Raw genomic sequence first — 24,037 nt, forward strand, 5'->3', positions numbered from 1 at the left:
GCATACCCGCCGTCGTCCGTTGGGCAAGCACTCCTGCCGATATAGGGGCGGAAAATGAAAAAGCCACCCGAAGGTGGCTTTTTCGTACAGGCAGATCAGGCTTTATCAGTAAGCCTTACCAGTCTTGTAGAAGTTCTCGAAGCAGAAGTTGGTTGCTTCGATGTAGCCTTCAGCACCACCGCAGTCGAAACGCTTGCCCTTGAACTTGTAGGCCATCACGCAGCCGTTCTGGGCTTGTTTCATCAGGGCGTCGGTGATCTGGATTTCACCACCCTTGCCTGGCTCGGTCTGCTCGATCAGGTCGAAGATGTCCGGAGTCAGGATGTAACGGCCGATGATCGCCAGGTTCGACGGGGCGTCTTCCGGCTTTGGCTTCTCGACCATGCTGTGTACGCGGTAGATGTCGTCGCGGATCATTTCGCCAGCGATCACGCCGTACTTGCTGGTTTCCTGCGGATCGACCTCCTGGATGGCAATGATCGAGCAGCGGAATTGCTTGTACAGCTTGACCATCTGGGTCAGTACGCCGTCGCCTTCAAGATTGACGCACAGGTCGTCCGCCAGCACCACGGCGAACGGCTCGTCACCGATCAGCGGGCGACCGGTCAGGATCGCGTGACCCAGACCTTTCATTTCGGTCTGACGGGTGTAGGAGAACGAGCACTCGTCCAACAGCTTGCGGATACCGACCAGGTATTTTTCCTTGTCGGTGCCTTTGATCTGGTTTTCCAGCTCATAGCTGATGTCGAAGTGGTCTTCCAGGGCGCGCTTGCCACGGCCGGTCACGATGGAGATTTCGTTCAGGCCAGCATCCAGAGCTTCTTCGACGCCGTACTGGATCAGTGGCTTGTTTACCACCGGCAGCATTTCTTTGGGCATGGCCTTAGTCGCTGGGAGGAAGCGAGTACCGTAACCGGCTGCTGGGAACAAGCATTTCTTGATCATATAAGTCCTTGAAAGGGCTGTGTGTACGAGTTTCGGCGCAGTCTAATCAGGCGGCGTGCACCTTACAATGCCCCGCACTGGCTAACCGATGTCAACATAGAGAAATAATCTGGCGGATAGTTCAATCCGCACACAGAGGCTGCGCAATCAGCGTAGCTCAAAGATCTCGAAACACCTCATCGACCTGCGCCCGTTCGCCCATTTACCGTTATCATGGCGCCTTTGAACCAGCCAACGAGGCCGATCGATGTCCGCAGCAAAAATCATCAATGGGTACACCGTCGCCAAGGCGAAAGATGGCCAGTGGCATATCACCGCCGCCAACGGCGAAGACGTGTCCGGTCCGTTGCCCACTGAAGCGATGGCGATTGAAGTAGCCGCGGTGCTTGATTACACGCCTCCTGCACCGAAGCGTCGCGGCAAGGATCAAGACTGATCGGCGACCACAAATCCCGGCCCTGCTTTCGCGCAGGGCTTTTTTTGGCCTGCGCACAAAGAAGTGGCCAATCGCTATAACCTTTTCCTGCCGGCGCTGTCATAGCGACTAGCCCCCTCCTCCTCGAAGACGACATTGCCATGATCAACCGCCCCTTCATCAACTTCCTGCCCCTGATTGCGCTCGCTGTCCTGGCCGGCTGCGCCACCTCGCAGACCGCCTACCTGAACAACGGTGAACAAGGGTTGAGCATCGACTGCTCCGGCGAAGCCAACTCCTGGGCAAGCTGTTATGAAAAAGCTGACGCGTCCTGCGCCGGAACCGGTTATCGCATCGTCGGGACCGACGGCACACCGGCGCCCAAAGAAAGCGACAAGACCCTGGGCGTCGACGTCGGCAATTACAAAACCCGTAGCGTCGTGGTGGTGTGTAAATAGCCTTACATGTGAATTTCGGCGAACTTGATCCCCAGGCCGCGTACGACCTCGATCAGGTCGTCGAGCCGGCTGAAGGATTCAACCTCATCGTTATCGTCGACCAGAAAGTAACTGCGACCGGCGCTTTTCTTGAAAAACACGATCCACTCCCCCGGATTCGCCGGGTTCTGGATCACATGGGTCGCCGCAATGAGCCCTTCCTTGTGTCGCTCCCGCACCTGCTCTCTCTTCATTCACCTCTCCCAGAAATGACAATGCCGCCACAGCAACGCTGTGACGGCATCAATGCTGACTACTGACAGTCTATCAGCCGGAAATACAGGCCGTGGCGGCTTTGCGCACATCCCATGGACGCAGCGGCACATTGGACATCCGCTCGTGCAGCTTGATGCTGCTGCCACCGGAGCGATCCTCGATGTCGAACACCGCGGCCGGACCCGATCCCAGCTTGCCCGGAACGATGACCCGGACTTCGTCCTTTTGCCGCTCCACCTGCAGGGCACCCCGGCTGCTGGACAGCTTTTCGGTCAGGCACTCAGCATATTCATGGGGTTTCTTGCCGGAAATGACGTTCATGGTCGGCAGCGTTTCATTGATTTCCGAAACACTTGCGCAACCACCCATTGCCAATGCCAACGGCAGAATCACCACACCCCACTTCATACAAAACCTCCAATAAAGACCCTCCGACAGCACGAATGCCGTTTTTCTCCGAGGCTCACTGCATTTAACCCACATCGAATCGTGAATATCTGTTTTTAATTGTCAAAGCGGTGCCCGACGGCCGGATAATAACCTGTCCGGGCTGATAAACTGCGCCAATCGACAATGCTATCGTTTTGATTTTGTAGAAAAAGCCCTTCTGGAGGCGCCCATGAAATTCATTCACCAACGCGAGCACCTCAACGAAGACGACATCGTCGTCATCCAATGCTCGCAAACCTGCAACATCCGTTTGATGAACGACGCCAACTTCCGCAGCTTCAAAAATGGCGGCCGCCACACCTATCACGGCGGTGCTTTCGACACGTTCCCGGCCCGCATCACCGCCCCGAGCACCGGTTTCTGGAACATTACCATCGACACCGTCAACCGCCGTGCGATCAGCGTGACCCGCAAGCCGACCCTGACGCACTCGATCAAGATCATTCGCCGCTCGAGCTCCAAACTCAGCTGAGCGGTTCCGCCAACGCAGACAGGTAAGCATCAACGTGGCCCAAACGACCAAATACGTGATCAAGTACAAACTCAACGGTGAACGCCGCTTCGAGTTCGCCCAACTGGAAAACGGCACGCCGGAAGAAGCCAAGGCCGCGCTGGATGCCCTGCACGGCCAGAGCGATGATGTGATCAGCGACATCAGCGTCAGCAAGGCCCTGTAAGACCCGGGTGACAATTCGACCGCAAGCGGCGGAGTGTTGCGGCCGGGTGGACGGCCCAGACTGAGACCTGAATGCAAGCCAAGGAATCAGCATGTCACCCTCACCCGCCTCCCCGCTCGATGCGCTCGACTGGATCGCCCTGGAGCAGCAACTGGATCAGGACGGTTGTGCCGTCATCCGCACGTTGCTGCGCCCGGACACCTGCGATCGGTTGAGTGCGCTTTACCCACAAAGTGAACCGTTTCGATCCCAGGTCATCATGGCCCGTCATGGTTTCGGGCGCGGGGAATACAAATACCTTCGCTATCCGCTTCCCCCCGTGGTGGAAGGCCTGCGTAGTGCGCTTTACCTGCGACTCGTGCCTCTGGCCAACCGCTGGCATGAACGAATGGGCTTACCGGAACGCTTTCCAGAGCAACACAGCGAACTTCTTGAGCGCTGCCACGCCGCCGGTCAACTGCGGCCTACCCCGCTCTTGCTGCAATACGGCCCGCAGGACTACAACTGTCTGCATCAGGATCTGTACGGCGAGCATGTGTTTCCGCTGCAAATCGCGATTCTTCTGTCAGAACCTGGCGAAGACTTCACCGGCGGTGAGTTCGTTTTGACTGAACAGCGTCCAAGAATGCAGTCCCGCCCGCTGGTGATGGACCTGAGAAAAGGCGACGCGTTGATATTTGCCGTCAACCAGCGCCCGGTCAAAGGCGTGCGCGGCGACTATCGGGTGACCATGCGCCACGGCGTCAGCCGACTGCACAGCGGAAAACGGCATACTCTGGGCATCATCTTCCACGACGCGACCTGACGATCATGCAAACCACCTTCGATCTGTTCGCCGACACAGAATCCGAGCAGCCCCGGCGCGCAGAACAGATCGGCGAGCAATCCTGGGTGCTGCGCGGCTTTGCCCTGCCGCAAATCGAGCAGTTGTTGCCGGCCCTGGAATCGATCATTGCCTGCGCACCGCTGCGCCACATGATGACACCTGGGGGCTTCAGCATGTCGGTGGCCACCAGCAGTTGCGGTGCACTGGGCTGGATCACCGATCGGAGCGGCTACCGCTATTCATCTGAAGATCCCGTGAGCCATCAACCTTGGCCAGCCATGCCCAAGGTGTTTCGCGAGCTGGCCCAGGCCGCAGCGAAACGCGCCGGTTTTGCCGAATTCGTACCCGATTCCTGCCTGATCAATCGTTATGTCCCAGGCGCAAAGATGTCGTTGCATCAGGACAAAGACGAAAATGCCTACGAAGCCCCGATCGTTTCTCTGTCACTGGGTCTGCCGGCAACGTTCCTGTTCGGTGGTTTCGCACGCGGCGACAGGAGCCAGAAAATCTCGCTGCTGCACGGCGACATGGTGATCTGGGGCGGCGTCGACCGACTGCGCTATCACGGCATCCTGCCGATCAAGCCTGGCCGGCACCCGCGCCTTGGCGAACAGCGCTTCAACCTGACGTTTCGCACCGCTGGATAATCCTGCAAAGTTTGACCGCAAGGGTCGGAGTGTTCCGGCCGGTGGCACTGGTTAACCTGAAATTCAACAGGTCAACGGACTCTCCATCATGAAAACGCTTTCCACCTCGCTGAACACTGAAGACGATCCACGCTGGGCCGCTGTCGTGGCACGCGACCCTCGGGCGGACGGCCAGTTTGTCTATGCCGTGAAAACCACCGGCATCTATTGCCGTCCCAGTAGCCTGGCGCGCTTGCCGAAACCGCAGAACGTCGAGTTCTTCGACACTGCCGAGGACGCCGAGGCAGCGGGGTATCGCCCCAGCAAACGGGCGAGCAAGGATCAGACCGAAGTCGCTGCGCAGCATGCCGCCACCGTCGCGGCAGCCTGTCGCCAGATCGAGGCGTCGGGCAGCCTGCCGGCGCTCAACGATCTGGCCGAGACTGCCGGCCTGAGCGCCTTCCATTTTCATCGCGTGTTCAAAGCAGCGACGGGCCTGACGCCCAAAGGCTATGCCGCCGCGCATCGCTCGCGCCGGGTTCGTCAGCGTCTGGCGGACGGCGGCTCGGTGACCGAAGCGCTGTATGACGCCGGTTTCAATTCCAACAGCCGTTTCTACGAGGCGGCCGATCAGGTACTGGGCATGAAACCCAGCGATTTCCGGGCCGCCGGACAGAACAACGACATCCGTTTCGCCGTCGGCCAGTGCTCGCTCGGCGCCATTCTGGTGGCACAGAGCGAGCGCGGGATCTGCGCGATTCTGTTGGGGGACGATCCGCACCAATTGGTGTGCGACCTGCAGGACCAGTTTCGCCGGGCCAACCTGATCGGCGCCGATGCCGAGTTCGAACAACTGATCGCTCGCGTCGTCGGTTTCATCGAAGCGCCCGCCATCGGCCTGGATTTACCGCTGGATGTGCGCGGCACGGCGTTTCAGGAACGGGTGTGGCAGGCGCTGCGCGAAATACCGGTCGGCGGCACCGCCAGCTACGCGGACATCGCCTTGCGTATCGGCTCGCCAAAAGCCGTGCGCGCAGTGGCCCAGGCTTGCGGCGCCAACAGCCTCGCGGTGGCCATTCCGTGCCACCGCGTGGTGCGCAGCGATGGCAATCTCAGCGGCTACCGCTGGGGCGTGGAGCGCAAGCGTGAGTTGTTGCTGCGCGAAACGCAGTCTTAACGCAGGCCGATGTAAATCGCCACCGATTCGAGGCCGGTATAGGCTTCGAAATCGGTGGCGAATCGACGCTCGATCTGAGGATGGACTTCAAAGTGCTGCCAGATCCGGCCCCAGGTTTCGATGACCGCTCCCGGCAACGGGCCGCGCCCTTCGAACACCAGATAGTTGCCGCTTTCGATCCGGATCGTCTCGAAGTCTGCTGACGGTTCGGCCACCGCCACCCCGGCGGTGACATCGAATGCCCCGGAGGCATCGGACTCGTAAGCCGAGTACACGCCATACACTGACGACTCCGTCAGTTTGCCGGGAATCACCTCGGCCAGCCCCTTGGCAAAAAACTGTCCCCACATCGGACCGATCTGCGCGGTTTCAGGGTTGTGTTCGGCTGCGTTGGTGGTGCGTACGCGCAGGCCGGAAACCGTGAATGAATCGACGAATTGCTGTTGTAAGTCCATCGAAAACGCCACTCCATTAGCTCGAAGTGCGGCCCGAGCGAGCCGCGATGGCGCTAATGTGTCAGCGATTGACGTCGACCACAACCCGCCCGCGCAACTGACCGGCGAGCAACTTCGGGGCCGCTTCGAGGGCTTCGCCGAGGCCGATTTCATGGCTGATCAGCGGCAACAGGGCAAAATCCAGATCCTTCGCCAGACGATCCCAGGCCTCGATACGACGGGCCTTGGGCTGGGTCACACTGTTGATCCCGGCCAGCGTCACACCACGCAAAATGAACGGCGCCACGGACGCCGGGAAATCCATGCCCTGAGCCAGACCGCACGCAGCCACCGTGCCTTCGGCCCGGGTGCTGGCGCAGGCATTGGCCAGCGTGTGGCTGCCGACCGAATCGATGACGCCAGCCCAGCGTTCCTTGGCCAGCGGCTTGCCGGGTTCGGACAGGGTGGCGCGATCAATGATTTCGTCGGCGCCCAGTTGTTTCAGGTATTCGTGTTCCGACACCCGACCGGTCGAAGCGACCACGCGGTAGCCCAGCTTGCTCAGCAATGCGATGGCAAAACTCCCAACGCCGCCGTTGGCCCCCGTCACCAGCACTTCGCCCTGTTGCGGGGTCACGCCGTTGCGCTCCAGCGCCATGACGCACAACATCGCCGTATAACCCGCCGTGCCGATGGCCATGGCTTGCGCGGCGGTGAATGCCTTGGGCAGCGGAATCAGCCAGTCACCGTTCAATCGCGCTTTTTGCGCCAGACCGCCCCAGTGGCTTTCACCGACACCCCAGCCGTTGAGCAGCACCGCATCACCGACCTTGTAATCCGGATGCGAGCTGACTTCGACGGTGCCCGCCAGATCGATCCCCGGCACCATCGGAAACTTGCGCACCACCGGGCTGCTGCCGGTAATCGCCAGTCCATCCTTGAAGTTCAGCGTGCTGTACGCGACGCGAACCGTCACATCGCCCTCGGGCAACCGCTCGTCGTTGATCTCCTGCAGGTTGGCGCGATAACCGCTGTCGTCTTTGTCGATCAAAATGCCTTTGAACATGACTGCCTCTCACGGGTGGAATTCAGGATGCGGAGGGATTGGAATAGCACACTGCAACATTTTGCCCCACTCGACCTTTAGCCAATCGGGCCAGAACGCCGAGCCAGCGCCGGCTGTTCAAGCTACAAATCTGTGCTGGTCATGGGGGTGGCTTTGCGTTAAAAAACCGGCTGCTACCGTCCCTGCCCTGTTTTGTCGTCGGAGAAGCTATTCCATGAGCCAATGGCCTGATACCCGCATTCTTGACCTGTTCGGCATCGAACTGCCGATCATCCAGGGCCCCATGGCCGGAGCCACCAATTCTTCCATGGTCATCGCAGCGTGCAACGCCGGTGGCCTCGGTTCGATGCCGGCGGCAATGCTGACCATCGAGCAACTGCGCGAAGAGCTGAAGACCATTCGCCAGGGCACGAACAAGCCGTTCAACGTCAACTTCTTCTGCCATCAACCGCCGGCCGCCGATGAGCAAAAGGCCCGTGACTGGAAAAATCTGCTCGAACCCTACTATCGCGAACTGGGCGTCGATTTCGATGCACCGACGCCGGTGTCCAACCGCGCGCCTTTCGATGCGGCCGCCTGCGAAGTGCTGGAAGAATTTCGCCCTGAAGTGGTGAGCTTCCACTTCGGCCTGCCGGAAAAATCCTTGCTGGATCGGGTCAAGGCCACCGGTGCGAAAATCATTTCGTCGGCAACCACCGTCGACGAGGCGATCTGGCTGGAGCAGAACGGTTGCGACGCGATCGTCGCCATGGGTTACGAGGCCGGCGGCCATCGCGGGATGTTTCTCAGCGATGACCTGAGCAGTCAGGTCGGTACGTTTGCCCTGGTGCCGCAAGTGGTCGACGCCGTGAGTGTGCCGGTGATCGCTGCCGGTGCGATTGCCGATGCCCGCGGCGTGGCGGCAGCCTTCATGCTCGGTGCTTCGGCGGTTCAGGTCGGCACGGCGTATCTGTTTACCCCGGAAGCGAAAGTCAGTGCGTCGCACCACAAGGCCTTGCGCATCGCCAAGGAAAGCGAGACAGCGGTGACCAATCTGTTTACCGGGCGACCGGCGCGGGGGATTCTCAATCGGGTGATGCGCGAGCTGGGCCCGATGTCGGACAAGGCCCCTGCCTTTCCGCTGGCGGGCGGTGCCTTGATGCCGCTGCGCGCGAAAGGTGAAGCGGATTTCAGCAACCTTTGGGCCGGCCAGGCGTTCACGCTCGGCAAAGACCTCGGCACCGCTGAACTGACCCGGCAACTGGCTGAAGGCGCACTGGCAAAACTGACGCGGTGATGACCCCGAACGGGTGAGGAGCGTGGCGCCCTCGCCCGGTTTGAAAGCAGTGCTTCCCGTTTGGCGGCATTTCGCTATATATTTCGCTATATAGCGTTTCACACTCTCGCATCGGCGCAGTCTACCTTCCAATAACAACTGCCCACTGCACTTGCCACCCACGGAGCCGTTACATGATCAATCGTGCCTCACGTTTTGCCCCTGCCCTGCTCGCGGTATTCGCCATCGGCGCCGCTCAGGCCGACGAAGTGCAAGTCGCGGTCGCGGCCAACTTCACCGCGCCGATCCAGGCGATTGCAGCCGATTTCGAAAAAGACACCGGGCACAAACTGGTCGCTGCGTACGGCGCTACCGGCCAGTTCTACACCCAGATCAAAAACGGCGCGCCGTTCGAAGTGTTCCTCTCGGCCGATGACAGCACCCCTGAAAAACTCGAAAAAGAAGGCGACACCGTCAAGGGCTCGCGCTTTACCTACGCCATCGGCACCCTGGCGCTGTGGTCGGCCAAAGAAGCTTACGTCGATGCCAAAGGCGAGGTCCTGAAGAAAAACGAATATCAGCACCTGTCCATCGCCAACCCGAAAGCCGCCCCTTATGGTCTCGCCGCCACTCAGGTGCTGGAGAAGCTGAAGCTGACTGAGGCCACCAAAGCCAAGATCGTTGAAGGCCAGAACATCACCCAGGCCTACCAGTTCGTGTCCACCGGCAACGCCGAGCTGGGCTTCGTCGCCCTGTCGCAGATCTACAAGGACGGCAAGGTCAGCAGCGGCTCGGCGTGGATCGTTCCGGCGAGCATGCACGACCCGATCAAGCAAGACGCCGTGATCCTGAACAAAGGCAAAGACAACGCCGCTGCCAAAGCGCTGGTTGATTACCTCAAAGGCCCGAAAGCCGCTGCGGTCATCAAGTCCTACGGTTATCAACTGTAAATGTCGCTGACGAGTGCCGATTTCGCGGCGATCTGGCTGACCCTGAAACTGGCGTCCCTGACCACCGCGATCCTGCTGGTCATCGGCACTCCGATTGCCCTGTGGTTGTCGCGCAGCCGTTCCTGGCTGCGCGGCCCCATCGGCGCGATTGTTGCCCTGCCGTTGGTGCTGCCACCGACGGTCATCGGTTTCTATCTGCTGCTGGCCCTTGGCCCCAATGGCTTCATTGGTCATTTCACCCAGTGGCTGGGGCTTGGCACCTTGACATTCAGCTTCACCGGCCTGGTGATCGGTTCGGTGCTCTATTCCATGCCGTTCGTGGTGCAGCCGTTGCAAAACGCCTTCTCCGCGATCGGCACTCGCCCACTGGAAGTGGCCGCGACCTTGCGCGCCAATCCCTGGGACACCTTTTTCAGCGTGATTCTGCCCCTGGCCCGTCCCGGTTTCATCACTGCGGCAATCCTCGGCTTCGCCCACACCGTTGGTGAGTTCGGCGTGGTGCTGATGATCGGCGGGAATATTCCCGACAAGACCCGGGTGGTTTCCGTACAAATCTACGACCACGTCGAAGCCATGGAGTACGCGCAGGCGCACTGGCTGGCTGGGGCGATGCTGGTGTTTTCGTTTCTGGTGTTGCTGGCGCTGTATTCCAGCCGCAAGACCCGCGCGGGCTGGAGCTGATCGATGATTGATGCACGTTTGAAACTGGCCTGGTCGGGCTTCAGCCTCGATGTTGATCTGCAGATGCCCGGTCGCGGTGTGACGGCGCTGTTTGGTCAGTCCGGCTCCGGCAAGACCACCTGCTTGCGCTGCATCGCAGGCCTCGAACGCGCGCCGCAGGCCTTTATCCGCATCAATGACGAGGTCTGGCAGGACAGCGAAAAAGGCATTTTCGTGCCGCCGCACAAACGCGCGCTCGGCTATGTCTTCCAGGAAGCCAGCCTGTTTCCGCACCTGTCGGTGCTGGCAAATCTGCAATTCGGCCTCAAGCGCATTGCCAAGACGCAGCGCCGGGTCGACATGACCCAAGCCACCGAACTGCTGGGGATCGGCCACTTGCTCGATCGTCATCCGCAGCATCTGTCCGGTGGCGAGCGGCAACGTGTCGGCATCGCCCGGGCGCTGTTGACCAGCCCCCGGCTGCTGCTGATGGACGAGCCTTTGGCGGCCCTCGACAGTCAGCGCAAAAGCGAAATCCTGCCCTACCTGCAACGCCTGCACGACGAACTGGAAATCCCGGTGTTGTATGTCAGCCACGCTCAGGATGAAGTGGCCAGGCTCGCCGATCATCTGGTGCTGCTCAGCGACGGCAAAGCGCTGGCCAGCGGCCCGATTGGCGAAACCCTGGCGCGACTCGACCTGCCTCTGGCCATGGACAACGACGCCGGCGTGATCATCGAAGGCCAGGTCAGCGGCTACGATGCCGACTATCAATTGCTCACCCTGCAACTGCCCGACTCGGCACTGAGCATTCGCGTGACCCACGCGCCCATGACGACGAGCCAAAAACTGCGTTGCAAGGTTCACGCGCGCGACATCAGCCTGACCCTGCAAAACAGCGAGTTCAGCAGCATCCTCAATCGCCTGCCGGTCACGGTCGTCAGCGAACAACCGGCCGATAACGCCGCCCACGTGCTCATTCGCCTCGATGCCGGCGGGACACCGTTGCTGGCGCGCATCACTCGCTATTCACGGGATCAGCTTGGCGTGCATCCGGGCCAGTCATTGTGGGCCCAGATCAAGGCTGTTGCGGTACTGGCGTAAATCCGCGGGCACGACCGTCATGGCGTGCGGTCAATGGCTTTAACAGCCTGATTTGCCGCGAAGGACGTCCGCCATGCCCGATACTGCGCTCACCGAAGTGTTGCCTTCGGATCTGCATTACGTCGATGACACACAGCCCGGTATCACTCGCAAAAAATTGCGCGGAAAATTCGCCTACTTCGATCCCGCAGGCCAGCGCATCACCGATCCTGACGAGATCAAACGCATCAACGCGCTGGCCGTTCCGCCGGCCTACGTCGACGTGTGGATCTGCGCCGACCCGCGCGGCCACCTGCAAGCCACCGGCCGCGATGCCCGTGGACGCAAGCAATATCGCTATCACCCACGCTGGCGCGAAGTGCGTGACGCGGACAAGTATTCGCGTCTGCGCGAGTTTGGTCTGGCGCTGCCCAAACTGCGCAAACAGCTGGAGGCGCTGCTGGCTTCTCCCGGTTTCAGCCGCGACAAGGTCATGGCGACCGTCATCACGCTGCTCGACGCCACCCTGATCCGCGTAGGCAATACGCAATACGCGCGGGACAATCGTTCCTACGGCCTGACCACCCTGCGCAGCCGGCATGTCGAGGTCAACGGCAGTGCAATCCTGTTCCAGTTTCGCGGCAAGAGCGGCATCGAACATCAGATCACGGTGAAGGACCGGCGCCTGGCGCGAATCATCAAGCGCTGCCTGGAAATTCCGGGACAGAACCTGTTCCAGTATCTGGATGAAAACGGCGAGCGGCACACCGTCAGCTCCTCTGACGTCAACACCTACCTTCAAGCCATGACCGGCGCGGATTTTACCGCCAAGGATTACCGTACCTGGGCCGGCAGCGCACTGGCGTTGGCGGTTCTGCGGGAGCTGCAATGGGAGTCCGAGACCGAGGCCAAGCGGCATGTGGTCGAGATGGTGAAGGGCGTCGCCCGCCAACTTGGCAACACACCGGCGGTCTGTCGCAAGTGCTACATCCACCCGGCGGTGGTCGAGCATTTCATGCTCGGCGCCTTGGCCGAGTTGCCTAAACCGCGCGTCCGCAAGGGCCTGCGCAAGGAAGAAGTTGCGCTGGTGCTGTTCCTCGAGCGGATGATCGCGACCTCGACGCATTGAATCCGACTCACCACCTGCGCCGACACCCATCAGCCTGGCAACTGCACCCGACGAACTGACCTGTCTATTTTTTGCACGACTGGTCAGGGCTTCTATAGTTGATCTGATACGAATCAGCCGCGGTGACGCCATGGAAGACATATTCGTCGTGAAGCGCTGCAACAAGATCGTCATCCACGGCCGGCGCACCGGAGAAAGCCTTCATGAACCCGCCGAAGCCATGGGCTGGTATCGCATCTGCGACACCAGAACCGGTGGTTTCATCGGCGATGGCTATGATCGGGAAGACGACGCCCGCAAGGAATGTCATCGGCTCAACGCCGCCAGCTCGCGAGTGACCGCCCCCGAGTCGTCGGGCTGATAGCTGTCATTTACGGGTCTATACTCAAACCAGCTGAAGGAGCAGCGCCCCAACGGCAGAAAGCTCGCCCTTCGCGGGCTTTTTGCTGCCACCGAGCAGATTAATGTACGGAGGTGTTTCATGTCCGAAAGAGAGTCCATCACCACTCTCCTCACCTTGCTCGATGCCCGCGAAGCACGCCTCGCTGCGGCCTGCAAAGAGATCGCCGACTGGGTCGACCATCAAGGCGGGCACCCGACCGCCCTGCGCATCCGCGACCGACTGAACGATATCGAAAAGGATACCCCGCTGATTCGCAGCACCCTGTCATCGCTTAAACCGATCGACCGGCCGTTGCCACGCTTCAGGTAAGTCATCGATTCACGGTGCACGAAAAAAAGAACGCCCTTGGTCGTGAGAGGTCAATACCTTTACACGTCACCAAGGAGGCGTCTTATGGTCATTCATTTCAAAGTCGACGGACACTTGGCCTGTGGGCACAAAGGCAACGACCTCTCTTCCAGCAGCGAACTCAATCGAGTGAAGTGCCGCAGCTGCCGCAATACGGATGCGTACAAGGATGCGCGAAAAAATCAGCGCAATGCGGCGCGGCGAGCGGCTCGCCAGTCCAGGGCTGCCCATTCCGCGACCGACTGGCGCTCGGAGTGGGTCGAACGACTCACCGCGATCGCTGGACTCCAGCGTCTGCCTAGAGGCTTTAGCGGGCAGGGGTTTGTCTGAACACAAAAAAGGGCTTGCATGAGGTATGTCATGCAAGCCCTTGATATTCATGGTGCCCGAAGCCGGAATCGAACCGGCACGCCCTTACGAGCGGGGGATTTTAAGTCCCATGCGTCTACCAGTTTCGCCATTCGGGCGGTAGCGCGGTGTTTCCTGCGCTGACCACGATTCACAATCCTGTCAGGATTTGCACCGCGGCAGCAGAGGGGGAATATATACATCACTCCCTGGTGAATCAAGTTTGCGGTTACGGTTTGAAAGGCTAAGCCTCTCTGGGCGCAACGCCAATAAAAAATTCTGTAGATCATGGATCTACGACGCGTATTTAGAGTGGAGTCTGAGGTAGGTGTCAAACCGTCACTGCTGGATTGCGATCCATCTATAAATCTACGCTTTTCAATAGGTTAGCACTATTCGAGTTTCGCAAGCTACTGATTTTTAACCCGCTACGGTCCATACAAGCCCAAAGGCGCGTTTCCGGATGTGAGACTGATCAGGACTCATTCAAAATGTGATATTGCGATGGATCTGACCGTACCCTGGCAGGGTCGAGAATGAATACCTATCGTAGTTCTCGCACTCGCCCAAACCGCGCGCAAGCCGGGATGTCACGATCTATCCCGGTTTCGCAGGCAAAAAGAAGCCCGCTCACGGCGGGCTTCGCTCTGGCAGAATCACTAGGTTGTGACAGCCGCGACTGTTTCCCGCGCACTGTCTTTATTCGTCTTGTACATTCGAATAAATGGATACTCAACGAGCAAAGACACCAAATAAGAAAGGAAAGTACAAACCGAAATCAAAACAATAGACCTGCCTTGATAAGTAAATGCCTCAAGCATCCACTTCAAAACACCTACCTCACTGTATCTATTTGTAATCTCAAAAAACAGTATATGAACCAGATACAGAGGATATGAAAGCCTGGCAAGCAGAACTATCGGTTTCGCCTGAAGCGGCACCCAATAAATACCCAATACAAAACACGCGCCAACTGCACCCAGCAACGTTGGCAGCCAAATTGTATCTCGAGTAATCATGAAAGGTTTCGCAAGAAACTCTGGTTTCCCAACGATATACAACATAAACAGAAACGTCAGTGCGATACCCGCCGCAATCCACCAGGATGATTGACCTTTTACATCACGCGAAAATCTCAAATAGGCCGCCGCCATAACGCCCGCAACCAATTCATCGTAACGGGAGTGGAACTGTATGAAGCTTGCGAAATGCCAACTGGCGTCATCTGGAGCAAACCCCGCAGTCATTGCCATTCGGACAGCAATACCGGAAATGAACGCTGCGAGCAGTGCAATCAGAATGAGCCACATCCTCTTGGATGCAAGGTAAGACACCAGGACAATAGCCAGCGGTGCGACCAGATAGAACATTTCCTCGATAACAAGACTCCATGACCCTCCTGGAATATACGCCTCGTTTATTGCAAAGAAACTTGGAAAAAAATATGGACCCGTGGTCTGCAGAAAGAGCATTCCTGAAACAATGCTCTTGAGACCGACAAAATCGAACACCCCGCCTGCCTTTAAAAAAAAGCAGAGCAACATAATGAAATAGTATATTGGTAAAATTCGTAACGCCCGCTTCTTATAGAAATCATAAAAACTGAAAGTCCCCGCCTTTACTTTGTCGAGGATTATTCCACCGATCAAGAATCCGCTGAGCACAAAGAATATATCTACACCGATCCAACCTATTGGAAGTATCTTAAAGTGAAAAAACGCTACTAGCAGGACGGCTGTCGCTCTCAAGAAATCAATCCCAGGATAACCACCGGCACTGGTCAAATACTTCCAGTGCTCCTTGACATACGTCATTGCTTGCCGTTCCTTATAAACAGACTGATTTTTCAAAAATTATACATCTGAGACGCTTTGGCAAGCGATCAAAAGAATTTCCGCATGACGAAGAGGCCCCTCCCATAGCAAACACCTCACGATGCGCTCAGAGACGGATCGCCGCCACTCTCGGTGGCTTACGCCCCCCCCGTTTTCCTGCAGACAATAAAAAACCCCGTAGATCACTGATCTACGGGGTTTTCAAGAGTGGAGGCCGAGGTCGGAATCGAACCGGCGTAGGTGGATTTGCAATCCACTGCATAACCATTTTGCTACTCGGCCTCAAAACATTTGCTGTCAGTAGCGCAACAACAAACGCTGTACAAATTGGAGCGGGAAACGAGACTCGAACTCGCGACCCCGACCTTGGCAAGGTCGTGCTCTACCAACTGAGCTATTCCCGCTTGGTGTGGCGCATTCTATAGAAATCAGAAGCGCCGTCAACCCTTTGATTCAAAAAAGTTTTATTTCTTTTCAACATCGGTCTTCAGATGTGGCCAGGCAGCGCGAAGGTATTGAACCATCGACCACAAGGTCAACCCCGCAGAGACCATCAGCAACGCATAACCCACCAAGACCCAAAAGCTGAAATCCTTTGGATTGGCCAGCAGGATCACCAGCGCAAGCATTTGCGCGGCGGTTTTCCATTTGCCCAGATTCGAAACGGCGACGTGAGCACGCGCTCCAAGCTCCGCCATCCACTCACGCAATGCCGAGACCACGATCTCACGGCCGATAATGACAGCTGCCGGCAGTGTCAGCCAGAAGTTGCCATGCTCCTGCACCAGCAAGACCAACGCGACCGCCACCATGAGCTTGTCGGCGACAGGGTCGAGAAAGGCTCCAAACGGCGTGCTTTGCTCAAGGCGTCGTGCGAGATAGCCGTCCAGCCAGTCCGTTGCCGCCGCAAAGGCGAATACCGAACTTGAGGCCAGATAGCTCCATTGGTAAGGCAAATAGAACAGCAGAATGAAGATCGGAATGAGCAGGACGCGGAGAACGGTAATCAGATTAGGGATATTCATCGGCACAACTGGCTACGAGGTGAATGGGCATTCTACTCACTATGCAGGTTTGCATAAATCGACTCTGCTAGCTTTTTGCTGATCCCCGGTGCTTTGGCGATCTCTTCGATGCTTGCACGAGACAGCTCCTGCAATCCACCAAAATGTTTCAACAAGTCCCGACGCCGGGTCGGCCCAACGCCCGCAACGCCTTCCAGCGTCGACGTGCGTCGAGTCTTGCCGCGCCGTGCGCGGTGGCCGGTGATTGCAAAGCGGTGGGCCTCGTCACGAATCTGCTGGATCAGATGCAGCGCTGGCGAATCGCCCCGCAAGGTGAACTCGTTTGCCGCATCATTCAGATACAAAGTCTCGAATCCCGCCTTGCGCGTGGCCCCCTTGGCGACCCCCAGCAAGATCAGATCCGGAACAGCCAATTCGTTGAGCACATCACGCGCCATCGACAACTGCCCCTTGCCGCCGTCCACCAACAGGATGTCCGGCAGCTTGCCTTCGCCTTCCTTCAACTTGCTGAAGCGTCGGGTCAGGGCCTGATGCATGGCGGCGTAATCGTCGCCGGCGGTCACGCCCTCGATGTTGTAGCGACGGTAATCCGACTTGATCGCCCCTTCCGGGCCGAACACCACGCACGAAGCCACCGTGGCCTCACCGCTGGAGTGGCTGATGTCATAGCACTCCAGCCGTTGTGGCGGCTCATCGAGGTTCAACACTTCAGCCAGCGCTTCGAAACGTGCGGCAACGTGTTGTCGGTTGGCCAACCGGGCCCCCAGCGCCTGTTCAGCATTGGTCACGGCCAGTTGCTGCCAGCGCGCGCGCGTACCGCGAACCCGATGACTGATGGTCAACTCACGTCCGCGCAACGCCTGAATGGCCTCTATCAGCGCAGGAAAATCTTCGTGCACAACGTTAACGATCAACTCGCTCGGCAAATCGCGTTCCGGGCTGCTGATGAAGTATTGCCCCAGAAACGCCGCCATGACTTCGGCAACGTCCTCTTCGATCCCGACCTGCGGGAAGAAATTCTTGCTACCAAGCACCCGCCCTCCCCGCACACTGATCAAGTGGACGCAGGCACCGCCAGGATTGACGAAGGCGGCGATCACATCGATATCACCCGTTCCGCCTTCCATGCTCTGCTGATCCTGCACCCGGCGCAGCAATGCGATCTGGTCGCGCAGTTCGGCGGCGCGTTCGAACTCGAGGTTGATTGCAGCCTCTTCCATCGCCGTCGACAGCTCATTGGTCAACGCATGGCTGCGTCCTTCGAGGAACATCACCGAGTGACGCACATCCTCGGCGTAAACCTCAGGCTCGACCAGCCCGACACAGGGCGCCTTGCAACGCTTGATCTGATATTGCAGGCACGGCCGGGTCCGGTTCTTGTAGTAGCTGTCCTCGCACTGACGCACGAAGAACGTCTTCTGCAGAAGGCTGAGGCTTTCGCGAATCGCCCCCGCACTCGGATAGGGACCGAAATACTTGCCCTTGGCCTTTTTAGCCCCGCGATGAATGCTCAGGCGCGGGAATTGCCCGTCAGACAAAAAGACGTAGGGATAGGATTTATCGTCGCGCAGCAGGATGTTGTACGGCGGCCGCCACTCCTTGATCAGGGTTTGCTCGAGCAGCAACGCCTCTGTTTCATTGGAGGTGATGGTGGTTTCGACCTGGGCGATACGCCCGACCAGAGCCGCGGTTTTCGGCGCCAGGCCAGTCTTGCGAAAGTAGCTGGCCAGACGTTTCTTGAGGTTCTTGGCCTTGCCGACGTACAGCAGACGCGCATCGCTGTCGAACATGCGATACACGCCGGGGCGCCCGCTGACGGTCGAAAGAAAGGCGCCCGAATCGAATGTTTCAGTCATGGTCAGAGGCTGGCATCGACCATGCCATGACGAACCGCCAGCAGCGTCAACTCGACATCGCTGCTGATCGAGAGCTTCTCGAAAATGCGGTAGCGGTAGGTGTTCACGGTTTTCGGCGACAAACACAATTTGTCGGAAATGATCTGAACCTTCTGACAGCCGACAATCATCAACGCAATCTGGATTTCCCGTTCCGACAACGCATCGAACGGTGAATCATTGGTCGGCTGAAAGGATTTGATCGCCAATTGCTGGGCAATCTGCGGGCTGATATAGCGCTGGCCGGCAAACACCAGGCGAATGGCCTGAACCATTTCCGGCAATCCGGCGCCCTTGGTCAGATACCCCGCCGCACCAGCCTGCAACAACCGTGTAGGAAACGGATCTTCCTCACACACGGTGACCGCGACCACTTTGATGTCGGGATGACTTCGCAACAGTTTGCGCGTGGCTTCAAGGCCGCCGATGCCCGGCATCTTGACGTCCATCAGCACCACGTCGGGCTTCAACTCACGAGCCTTGATGAGGGATTCTTCCCCGGACTCGGCCTGGCCTACCACCTGCAGGCCATCGATATCGGCCAGCATCCGTGTAATGCCTGTACGAACGAGATCATGGTCGTCGACCACTAGCACCCTAATCAAGCAGACACCTCGCGATATGGTCTTATTGGGATGCCGGACACCTTAGCAAAAAGTGCCGGGCAGACCTAGCGGCAAGCGACATATAAAAAGTTTCAATTCTTCATCGAGGGCTTGCCAGCCGTGGGTTTCAGAGCACAGGTGTACTGAAATCGAGCTGCATTCGCAGGAAACACTCGTCCTCGCCCTGCACAAACATTCCTTTTCTTCGATACAGGTTTTGCGCCGGATTGTTTTTGAACACCGTCAGGCGCAACGCCGGGCGACGCTCGAGAAGAGCTATCGCGATAATCTGATCGATCGCCCAGGATCCCGCGCCCCGGCCTTGAGCGCTTTCGACGATCTGCAATTCGCGGATATACAGAGCCCGTGCATCACGACTCAGACTGAAATACCCCGTCAATTCGCCTTCACGAAGAATCAACCAGTTCTCACGCCCGGCCCAGGCGACATCAAACGCCTCGTCCTGCCACAGCAAGTCATAGTGAATGTAGTAGCGGAGCATGTTTCGGCAAGTCAGCTCTCGCACAAACGACAGGTCGGCGGACGTTGCCTGGCGTAACTCAAAACTCATTCCTGCCTCGATATTCTTCAAATTCAGGCCCTTCCTTGAGCGCAGGTTCAGAAAGCAGAGTGTGTCATACCTTGGCGGGCGCTCAACCCATAGAGTCGCTCTTGTACGTTCGATAGCAATTTCTGATTGCTGATGCACAGCGGCCTCTAGTAAGCTCGGCGCATTCTTTGGAGACAGCTCATGTTCAACGCCCTTTCACAGCTTCGTACCGCCAGCGCTTCGCGCTCGGTTGCGGCTGCCCGGGTGAACGGCGTCTGCGCTGCTCCAGCAAGCTTTTATTTTGGGTATTGGTTTAGCCACTGGCGCGCCTGATACCCACACGGCGCCCATTTGAACGGGTCGCCTACCAGAGATTTCTCAACCCCCGGTCGGCCTCCCGACCGGGGGTTTTGTTTTCTCAGGCCCGAACTTTTTCAGCAACACACCAGACACTTTGAGGATTCAGCAAATGAACTACGCCACTTATTACCGTTACGACAGTTTTACCGCCTGGCGATTTACCAGCCTCCGCTCGGGACAGCCTGCCGCCTCCGATCGGTCACCCACAGGTGGCAAGCCAACACACGTAGCCAATCCGGCCAATTGTCGAACACCCCAGTAGGGCCGAGTGAGCGGGAAGCCCCCGCCGTCCGCCCTGGAAGACTGAATATGAACTCGTCCGTTTCTGCTCTGCCACTGTCTACCCTGAACCCTGCCAACGAAGCATTGACCCTGCGTCTGCCGAGTTCGCTGCAACTCAAACAGCAATTGCCCCTGAGCAATGTGCTGAACCAGCAAGTCGTCGCCCACCGCCAGGCGGTCCGCGCGATTCTCGATGGCCATGACCCGCGCTTGCTGGTGATTGTCGGCCCCTGCTCGATTCACGACCCCGAGTCCGCGCTTGAATACGCCAGCAAACTTTCGCGCCTGGCCGACGAAGTCCGTGATGACATGCTGCTCGTGATGCGTGCCTACGTCGAAAAACCTCGCACCACCGTCGGCTGGAAAGGCCTCGCCTACGATCCTCATCTGAATGGCAGCGACGACATGGCTGCCGGCCTTACGCTGTCGCGCGAACTGATGCTGGAAATGATCCGCCTCGGTCTTCCGATTGCCACCGAACTGCTGCAGCCCGTGGCCGCCGGATACTTCGATGATTTGCTGAGCTGGGTCGCCATCGGCGCTCGCACGACTGAATCACAGATCCACCGGGAAATGGCCAGTGGACTGAGTATGCCGGTCGGTTTCAAGAACGGCACCGATGGCGGTGTGACCGTCGCCGTTGACGCAATGCGTTCGGCAGCGCATGCCCATCGCCATTTCGGCGTTGACAGCCAGGGCCATCCGGCAATCATCCAGACCTCGGGCAACCCGGACACCCACCTGGTACTGCGTGGTGGTCACAAAGGGCCGAACTACGACCGCGAAAGCGTTGCCATCATCAACACCGAGTTGACCCGACTGAAGATCCCAAGCCGGATCATGGTCGATTGCAGCCATGCCAACAGCGGCAAAGACCCGCTCCGCCAGCCGGGCGTGTTCAACGATGTGCTGGAACAGCGACTTCAAGGTAACCGCTCATTGATCGGCATGATGCTCGAGTCGCACCTGTTCGAGGGATGTCAACCCTTGAGCGAGTCACTGCGTTATGGCGTTTCCGTGACCGATGGCTGCCTCGGGTTCGATGCAACAGAACGCCTGTTACTGGATGCCGCGCAACGCATTCGACAACAGGCCTGACAGCCAAGCAGCCCTCCGGTGTGTCATTCACCCGGAGGGCCAGCCGATGCTCAACGTGAACGGATCAGCCCTGTACTCGGAGCAGGGTCACGCCGGACACCTGGCTCACATCATCAAGCCTCTCGACCGAATAGGACACTTGTACAAGGGTGTCCACATGCTCCCGCCAGAATCGATACGGCACGATGAAGACCAAAGGCTGCATGGCCATTCCGCTGATTATTTCGCGGTCATCGCGGTGAAAGAATGACTCGCCGTCGCACTTGAGATAAACCAGTTCCCCCTCTTCTACCCGCGCATCGCTGATCAGCACACTCACGCCGTCGATCGCATCCTGTACAGCGAGTATCCCGTCATTGGCTTCGAGCACCTGGGGTGCCGCCAATTCACCTCTTTTCAGGGGAGCGATGATGACTCGCGTCGCACCTGATTCGCGAATCGCGCCGCTTTGCTGTTCGACACAATATCGAACCACCACCTCCCCGCCGAGATGCGGAGTGATGAATTCGGGGGCTATCCCCAACACCAGAGGCTCACCGACAGCAAAGGACTCAACGATCAGCGTGTCTTGAAATGATGCCTCCGGCGCGGGACCGTCCCAGATCAGCCGCACCCGATCGCCGGCACACATCCCGGGATAAGGCTGAAGCGTGACCGAGGTCCCGTCGATGACTAGTGCGGGGTCGAGGCAGCCCCCGACGGCATCCTCGAGAGTGACCGGCACCAGACTGTGCCGAACGTCTCCGACATCGAGTTGCCTGCGCAAGGAAGTCAGTGGCTCCGACCGCGCGACACTGGTCAATGTCCAGAACACCTCCAGCGAACCTCCGTCCAGCGCTGCAACGTGGACGCCCCGCACGACCAGAACGATCTCCCGTCCCAATTGGGCCTCGCTGATAAATCGCGGTATCTGATGGTGATATGGCACCCCCTCGATATCGAGGCCACGCCAGCTCAACACGATCCTGTCCCCGCAGGCCATCCCTGGATAGGGGGCAATCCGCACGACGACCCTGTGCAGTGAGGGATCAAGGACCGCACCTTCCAGTGAATCGATTGCGGGCACGGGCAGCGATAAACCCTGTTCGCGTCCCCGACAACGCTCGAACACCCCGACGCTTTCAGCATCCATTCCCTTTGCTCGCTCTCGCGAGTCCGTTGTCTGTACATCCGACATATTCATTCGCTGCTCCATTCCCTGGAAATGACACGCCGCCGAAGACTGCGTGAAAGAACCTCTATTTAACGCGCTTCGTAGGCCATTCGATGTCAGCCAGACACCCTGTTGGACAGGGTTAATCGCACTGAAGCAAGTAGGCAAAAATGGGAATAACAAGCTCGATAAGGCGGGAACCCTCCAAATATTCAGAACCGGATCTCATTCAAAAATGAAATTTCATACGCACACTGATCCAGTTTCCACCGCACTAGAAGGACTCTTCAGGCATCGCCCGCGCAACGACTGTTTTAGAGTTGCACGCAGACAACATCGATGAATCCCTGCGATCAAGGACGAAAAATGCAACGAAATGCCACAACTCTCTATCCCGTACTGTTGGTGCATGGCCTGTTCGGATTCGAGCGCATTGGCTCTTTCGAACTGTTCCATGACGTCAAACAGGCGCTCAAGGCCGTCGGGGTCCAGGTATTCGTACCGCACTTGTCGGCTGTTCATGACAATGAAGTGCGAGGCGAGCAATTGCTCTCCCAGATCGACTCCGTGCTCCGAGGCACAGGCTCGACAAAAGTCAACCTGATCGGTCACAGCCAGGGCGCTTTGACCGCTCGGTATGCTGCGGCGCTAGCGCCACAAAAGGTTGCGTCCGTGACGTCGGTCAGCGGTCCCAATCACGGCTCGGAGCTGGCTGACTTCCTGCGCAAGGCATTGATCCCTGGGCGGCTGCCGGAGACCGTGGCCCAGAATGTAGCCACATTGTTTTCCGATTTTCTGTCTCTGCTCAGCGGGCACAAAACACTGCCTCGCCATGCACTGGCAGCACTTAATGCGCTGACAACAGAGGGTGTCGGCCAATTCAACGACAAATACCCGCAGGGCCTACCCAAAACCTGGGGTGGCCAGGGAGCCGAGCGCGTCGATGGCGTTCGCTATTATTCGTGGAGTGGTGTTGTACCCGAGTTGACCGTGCAGGCCCTCGATCCGGTGCAGGGCATCTGCCTGGCCCTGTCGAAGTATTTCATTACAGAACCCGCGCAGAACGACGGTTTTGTCGGCCGCTTCAGTTCACACCTCGGCACCGTGATCCGTTCCGATTATCCGCTCGACCATTTGCGCAGCCTGCGTCGAGGCATCGGTCAGCGCTTCACGGAAAACGATCCCGTCAAGCTTTACGTCGAACACGCCTTGCGCCTGCAAGCGGCTAATCTCTAGCGACCGGTATCAGACGAGCGAATGGAACTTTGCAGAGAAATCGGCCACTGAATCCGGTACGCTCACTCCTTTAACGATTTGATTGGAGAGTTTCCCCATGGCTAAAGCCACTGCCCGCCACATCCTGGTTTCCAGCGAAGCCAAGTGCAACGAACTCAAGGCCCAGATCGAAGGTGGCGCTGATTTCGCCGAAGTGGCCAAGGCCAACTCCACCTGCCCGTCCAGCCGCCAGGGCGGCGACCTGGGTTCGTTCGGTCCTGGCCAGATGGTCAAGGAATTCGACACCGTGGTGTTCAGCGCGCCGATCAACGTCGTGCAAGGCCCGGTGAAGACCCAGTTTGGTTACCACCTGCTGGAAGTCACCAGCCGTCAGGACTGATATTCAGCCCGACCTGCTGTGCAACGGCCCGCCTGATGGCGGGCCGTTTTGTTTTGGTTACACCACACCGCTGGCGAACGGCGCGCCGCTCGCGTACAAATTGCGCTTATCGAT

Annotated in this window: 29 protein-coding genes and 3 tRNA genes; 18 read left to right on the plus strand and 14 right to left on the minus strand. The window is 58.3% G+C overall.

The window, feature by feature from the left end; all coding sequences use genetic code 11:
• Window positions 1–105: 105 nt before the first annotated feature.
• Window positions 106–945, minus strand: a complete 840-nt coding sequence (galU, locus tag KJY40_RS15950; protein WP_007958937.1) for a UTP--glucose-1-phosphate uridylyltransferase GalU — start codon at window positions 943–945, stop codon at window positions 106–108.
• Between the two features lie 247 nt (window positions 946–1,192).
• Here galU and KJY40_RS15955 point away from each other — a divergent pair, with 247 nt between their 5' ends.
• Window positions 1,193–1,381: a hypothetical protein gene (locus tag KJY40_RS15955; protein WP_096821531.1), complete on the plus strand. Its 189-nt coding sequence runs from the start codon at window positions 1,193–1,195 to the stop codon at window positions 1,379–1,381.
• Window positions 1,382–1,521: 140 nt separating this feature from the next.
• The gene (locus KJY40_RS15960; RefSeq protein ID WP_230731106.1) at window positions 1,522–1,818 is read left to right on the plus strand and encodes a hypothetical protein; all 297 of its coding nucleotides are present in this window, start codon (window positions 1,522–1,524) and stop codon (window positions 1,816–1,818) included.
• A gap of 2 nt (window positions 1,819–1,820) precedes the next feature.
• Here the strand turns inward: KJY40_RS15960 and KJY40_RS15965 are convergent, their stop codons facing one another.
• Together KJY40_RS15965 and KJY40_RS15970 are read right to left on the minus strand one after the other, a co-directional pair.
• A complete protein-coding gene (locus KJY40_RS15965) occupies window positions 1,821–2,051 on the minus strand; it encodes a hypothetical protein (RefSeq protein WP_179694808.1) in 231 nt (76 codons plus the stop codon).
• 73 nt (window positions 2,052–2,124) lie between these two features.
• On the minus strand, window positions 2,125–2,481 hold the full coding sequence (locus KJY40_RS15970) for a hypothetical protein (RefSeq protein ID WP_230731107.1): 357 nt from the start codon (window positions 2,479–2,481) through the stop codon (window positions 2,125–2,127).
• Between the two features lie 211 nt (window positions 2,482–2,692).
• Between KJY40_RS15970 and KJY40_RS15975 the strand changes: the two genes are divergently transcribed.
• The 5 genes from KJY40_RS15975 (at window position 2,693) to ada (ending at window position 5,829) form a co-directional block, all read left to right on the plus strand.
• The gene (locus KJY40_RS15975) at window positions 2,693–2,995 is read left to right on the plus strand and encodes a DUF1883 domain-containing protein (protein ID WP_007958929.1); all 303 of its coding nucleotides are present in this window, start codon (window positions 2,693–2,695) and stop codon (window positions 2,993–2,995) included.
• Between the two features lie 34 nt (window positions 2,996–3,029).
• Window positions 3,030–3,200 carry a hypothetical protein gene (locus KJY40_RS15980; protein WP_007958927.1) on the plus strand — a complete coding sequence of 57 codons (171 nt, stop codon included), beginning with the start codon at window positions 3,030–3,032 and terminating at the stop codon, window positions 3,198–3,200.
• A gap of 91 nt (window positions 3,201–3,291) precedes the next feature.
• Window positions 3,292–4,005: a 2OG-Fe(II) oxygenase gene (locus KJY40_RS15985; protein ID WP_230731109.1), complete on the plus strand. Its 714-nt coding sequence runs from the start codon at window positions 3,292–3,294 to the stop codon at window positions 4,003–4,005.
• A 5-nt stretch (window positions 4,006–4,010) separates the two neighbouring features.
• Complete coding sequence (gene alkB, locus KJY40_RS15990; RefSeq protein WP_407681969.1) at window positions 4,011–4,673, plus strand: DNA oxidative demethylase AlkB; 663 nt, start codon at window positions 4,011–4,013, stop codon at window positions 4,671–4,673.
• A gap of 88 nt (window positions 4,674–4,761) precedes the next feature.
• Window positions 4,762–5,829: a bifunctional DNA-binding transcriptional regulator/O6-methylguanine-DNA methyltransferase Ada gene (ada, locus tag KJY40_RS15995; protein ID WP_230731111.1), complete on the plus strand. Its 1,068-nt coding sequence runs from the start codon at window positions 4,762–4,764 to the stop codon at window positions 5,827–5,829.
• Here ada and KJY40_RS16000 read toward each other — a convergent pair.
• A complete protein-coding gene (locus KJY40_RS16000) occupies window positions 5,826–6,284 on the minus strand; it encodes a GyrI-like domain-containing protein (RefSeq protein WP_230731113.1) in 459 nt (152 codons plus the stop codon). The two genes, ada and KJY40_RS16000, sit on opposite strands and share 4 nt — an antisense overlap.
• A 61-nt stretch (window positions 6,285–6,345) precedes the next feature.
• Window positions 6,346–7,329, minus strand: coding sequence for an acrylyl-CoA reductase (NADPH) (gene acuI, locus KJY40_RS16005; RefSeq protein ID WP_230731115.1), 984 nt, complete (start codon window positions 7,327–7,329; stop codon window positions 6,346–6,348).
• Window positions 7,330–7,543: 214 nt separating this feature from the next.
• On the opposite strand from acuI, the gene KJY40_RS16010 reads away from it, so the two are divergent.
• The 8 genes from KJY40_RS16010 to KJY40_RS16045 all read left to right on the plus strand — a co-directional run bounded on the left by KJY40_RS16010 (window position 7,544) and on the right by KJY40_RS16045 (window position 13,487).
• Window positions 7,544–8,605 (plus strand): NAD(P)H-dependent flavin oxidoreductase, encoded by a 1,062-nt coding sequence (locus KJY40_RS16010; RefSeq protein ID WP_230731116.1) that lies wholly within the window; start codon window positions 7,544–7,546, stop codon window positions 8,603–8,605.
• A gap of 173 nt (window positions 8,606–8,778) precedes the next feature.
• The gene (gene modA / locus KJY40_RS16015; RefSeq protein WP_230731117.1) at window positions 8,779–9,534 is read left to right on the plus strand and encodes a molybdate ABC transporter substrate-binding protein; all 756 of its coding nucleotides are present in this window, start codon (window positions 8,779–8,781) and stop codon (window positions 9,532–9,534) included.
• Complete coding sequence (gene modB, locus KJY40_RS16020; protein ID WP_085686959.1) at window positions 9,535–10,215, plus strand: molybdate ABC transporter permease subunit; 681 nt, start codon at window positions 9,535–9,537, stop codon at window positions 10,213–10,215.
• 3 nt (window positions 10,216–10,218) lie between these two features.
• On the plus strand, window positions 10,219–11,298 hold the full coding sequence (gene modC, locus KJY40_RS16025) for a molybdenum ABC transporter ATP-binding protein (protein ID WP_230731118.1): 1,080 nt from the start codon (window positions 10,219–10,221) through the stop codon (window positions 11,296–11,298).
• Between the two features lie 73 nt (window positions 11,299–11,371).
• The gene (locus tag KJY40_RS16030; RefSeq protein WP_230731119.1) at window positions 11,372–12,406 is read left to right on the plus strand and encodes a DNA topoisomerase IB; all 1,035 of its coding nucleotides are present in this window, start codon (window positions 11,372–11,374) and stop codon (window positions 12,404–12,406) included.
• 130 nt (window positions 12,407–12,536) lie between these two features.
• The gene (locus tag KJY40_RS16035; protein ID WP_230731120.1) at window positions 12,537–12,767 is read left to right on the plus strand and encodes a hypothetical protein; all 231 of its coding nucleotides are present in this window, start codon (window positions 12,537–12,539) and stop codon (window positions 12,765–12,767) included.
• A gap of 120 nt (window positions 12,768–12,887) precedes the next feature.
• Complete coding sequence (locus KJY40_RS16040) at window positions 12,888–13,118, plus strand: hypothetical protein (RefSeq protein WP_007958902.1); 231 nt, start codon at window positions 12,888–12,890, stop codon at window positions 13,116–13,118.
• An 84-nt stretch (window positions 13,119–13,202) separates the two neighbouring features.
• The gene (locus KJY40_RS16045; RefSeq protein ID WP_230731122.1) at window positions 13,203–13,487 is read left to right on the plus strand and encodes a hypothetical protein; all 285 of its coding nucleotides are present in this window, start codon (window positions 13,203–13,205) and stop codon (window positions 13,485–13,487) included.
• A 50-nt stretch (window positions 13,488–13,537) separates the two neighbouring features.
• On the opposite strand, the gene KJY40_RS16050 is transcribed toward KJY40_RS16045, so the two are convergent.
• The 8 genes from KJY40_RS16050 to KJY40_RS16085 form a co-directional block, all read right to left on the minus strand.
• A tRNA-Leu gene (locus tag KJY40_RS16050) sits at window positions 13,538–13,624 on the minus strand.
• A 540-nt stretch (window positions 13,625–14,164) separates the two neighbouring features.
• Window positions 14,165–15,319 carry an acyltransferase family protein gene (locus KJY40_RS16055; protein WP_230731123.1) on the minus strand — a complete coding sequence of 385 codons (1,155 nt, stop codon included), beginning with the start codon at window positions 15,317–15,319 and terminating at the stop codon, window positions 14,165–14,167.
• 229 nt (window positions 15,320–15,548) lie between these two features.
• A tRNA-Cys gene (locus KJY40_RS16060) sits at window positions 15,549–15,622 on the minus strand.
• 46 nt (window positions 15,623–15,668) lie between these two features.
• A tRNA-Gly gene (locus KJY40_RS16065) sits at window positions 15,669–15,744 on the minus strand.
• Between the two features lie 60 nt (window positions 15,745–15,804).
• Window positions 15,805–16,365 (minus strand): CDP-diacylglycerol--glycerol-3-phosphate 3-phosphatidyltransferase, encoded by a 561-nt coding sequence (gene pgsA, locus KJY40_RS16070; protein ID WP_230731124.1) that lies wholly within the window; start codon window positions 16,363–16,365, stop codon window positions 15,805–15,807.
• A gap of 32 nt (window positions 16,366–16,397) precedes the next feature.
• The gene (uvrC, locus tag KJY40_RS16075; RefSeq protein ID WP_230731125.1) at window positions 16,398–18,221 is read right to left on the minus strand and encodes an excinuclease ABC subunit UvrC; all 1,824 of its coding nucleotides are present in this window, start codon (window positions 18,219–18,221) and stop codon (window positions 16,398–16,400) included.
• Window positions 18,222–18,223: 2 nt separating this feature from the next.
• Window positions 18,224–18,865 carry a response regulator transcription factor GacA gene (gene gacA, locus KJY40_RS16080; protein ID WP_032829778.1) on the minus strand — a complete coding sequence of 214 codons (642 nt, stop codon included), beginning with the start codon at window positions 18,863–18,865 and terminating at the stop codon, window positions 18,224–18,226.
• A 127-nt stretch (window positions 18,866–18,992) separates the two neighbouring features.
• On the minus strand, window positions 18,993–19,436 hold the full coding sequence (locus KJY40_RS16085) for a GNAT family N-acetyltransferase (protein ID WP_230737705.1): 444 nt from the start codon (window positions 19,434–19,436) through the stop codon (window positions 18,993–18,995).
• Between the two features lie 648 nt (window positions 19,437–20,084).
• Between KJY40_RS16085 and KJY40_RS16090 the strand changes: the two genes are divergently transcribed.
• A complete protein-coding gene (locus tag KJY40_RS16090; RefSeq protein ID WP_230731126.1) occupies window positions 20,085–21,155 on the plus strand; it encodes a 3-deoxy-7-phosphoheptulonate synthase in 1,071 nt (356 codons plus the stop codon).
• Window positions 21,156–21,219: 64 nt separating this feature from the next.
• Here the strand turns inward: KJY40_RS16090 and KJY40_RS16095 are convergent, their stop codons facing one another.
• Window positions 21,220–22,338, minus strand: coding sequence for a hypothetical protein (locus KJY40_RS16095; protein WP_230731127.1), 1,119 nt, complete (start codon window positions 22,336–22,338; stop codon window positions 21,220–21,222).
• Between the two features lie 336 nt (window positions 22,339–22,674).
• Between KJY40_RS16095 and KJY40_RS16100 the strand changes: the two genes are divergently transcribed.
• Window positions 22,675–23,544 carry an esterase/lipase family protein gene (locus KJY40_RS16100; protein ID WP_230731128.1) on the plus strand — a complete coding sequence of 290 codons (870 nt, stop codon included), beginning with the start codon at window positions 22,675–22,677 and terminating at the stop codon, window positions 23,542–23,544.
• 97 nt (window positions 23,545–23,641) lie between these two features.
• Entirely contained in the window at window positions 23,642–23,923 is a 282-nt protein-coding gene (locus KJY40_RS16105; RefSeq protein WP_007952068.1) for a peptidylprolyl isomerase, read from the plus strand.
• Window positions 23,924–24,037: the final 114 nt, after the last annotated feature.

This window comes from Pseudomonas fitomaticsae, assembly GCF_021018765.1.
Taxonomy (GTDB): domain Bacteria; phylum Pseudomonadota; class Gammaproteobacteria; order Pseudomonadales; family Pseudomonadaceae; genus Aquipseudomonas; species Aquipseudomonas fitomaticsae.